Below are 1,526 nucleotides of genomic sequence, written 5' to 3'. Positions count from 1 at the left end.
GGCAGCGCTTCGCGCTTGTTCCGCAGGGTCCTCAGTCCGCGGACGATGTGGCGGCGGGTCTCGGAGGGCATGATCACAGCGTCGACGTAGCCTCGCTCGGCCGCGATATACGGATTCAGCAGGGTGTCCTCGTAGTCCGCGATCAGCTCGGTGCGGGTCGTCTCCGGGTCGTCGGAGGCGGCGATGGTGCGCCGGTGGAGGATGTTGACCGCGCCCTGGGCGCCCATGACCGCGATCTGGGCGGTGGGCCAGGCCAGGTTGAGGTCCGCGCCCAGATGCTTGGAGCCCATCACGTCGTACGCGCCGCCGAACGCCTTGCGGGTGATGACCGTGATCAGCGGGACGGTGGCCTCCGCGTAGGCGAAGATCAGCTTGGCGCCGCGCCGGATGATGCCGTTGTACTCCTGGTCGGTGCCGGGCAGGAAGCCGGGCACGTCCACGAAGGTCAGCACGGGCACGTTGAACGCGTCGCAGGTGCGCACGAAGCGTGCGGCCTTCTCGGAGGCGTCGATGTCCAGACAGCCGGCGAGCTGCATCGGCTGGTTGGCCACGATGCCCACCGGATGGCCCTCGACCCGGCCGAAGCCGGTGATGATGTTGGGCGCGAAGAGCGCCTGCGTCTCCAGGAACTCGTTGTCGTCCAGGACGTGCTCGATGGCCTTGTGCACGTCGTACGGCTGGTTCGCCGAGTCCGGGATGAGCGTGTCCATCTCCCGGTCCTCGTCCGAGACCTCCAGATCGGCCTCGTCGGCGAAGGCCGGGGGCTCGGAGAGGTTGTTGGAGGGGAGGTAGGACAGCAGGGTCTTGACGTACTCGATGCCATCCTTCTCGTCCCCGGCCATGTAGTGCGCGACACCGGAGGTGGTGTTGTGCGTCCGGGCGCCGCCCAGCTCCTCGAAGCCGACGTCCTCACCGGTGACGGTCTTGATCACATCGGGGCCGGTGATGAACATATGCGAGGTCTGGTCGATCATCACCGTGAAGTCGGTGATCGCCGGGGAGTAGACCGCCCCGCCCGCGCACGGGCCCACGACCAGGCTGATCTGCGGGATCACTCCGGAGGCATGGGTGTTGCGGCGGAAGATCTCGCCGTACATGCCGAGCGAGACCACGCCCTCCTGGATGCGGGCGCCGCCGGAGTCGTTGATGCCGATGACCGGGCAGCCGGTCTTCAGCGCGAAGTCCATGACCTTGACGATCTTCTCGCCGAACACCTCCCCGAGCGCCCCGCCGAAGACCGTGAAGTCCTGGGAGAAGACGGCCACCGGGCGGCCGTCGACCGTGCCGTAGCCGGTGACGACCCCGTCGCCGTACGGGCGGTTCTGCTCGATGCCGAAGTTGGTCGAGCGGTGCCGGGCGAACTCGTCGAGCTCGGTGAAGGACCCCTCGTCCAGGAGGAGGTCGATGCGCTCGCGCGCGGTCAGCTTGCCCTTGGCGTGCTGCTTCTCCACCGCGCGCGCGGACCCCGCATGGGTCGCCTCTTCGATACGGCGCTTCAGATCCGCGAGCTTCCCCGCGGTGGTGTG

The 1,526-nt window shown here is 68.0% G+C and carries 1 protein-coding gene; it reads right to left on the bottom strand.

The window, feature by feature from the left end; all coding sequences use genetic code 11:
• The coding region (locus KN815_RS48295; protein ID WP_216348097.1) for an acyl-CoA carboxylase subunit beta at positions 1–1,526 on the bottom strand (1,526 nt) is incomplete at both ends.

This window comes from Streptomyces niphimycinicus, assembly GCF_018883605.1.
GTDB lineage: Bacteria > Actinomycetota > Actinomycetes > Streptomycetales > Streptomycetaceae > Streptomyces > Streptomyces niphimycinicus.
Note: the sequence above shows the minus strand (reverse complement) of the source record. Positions and strands in the feature narration are given on the sequence as shown.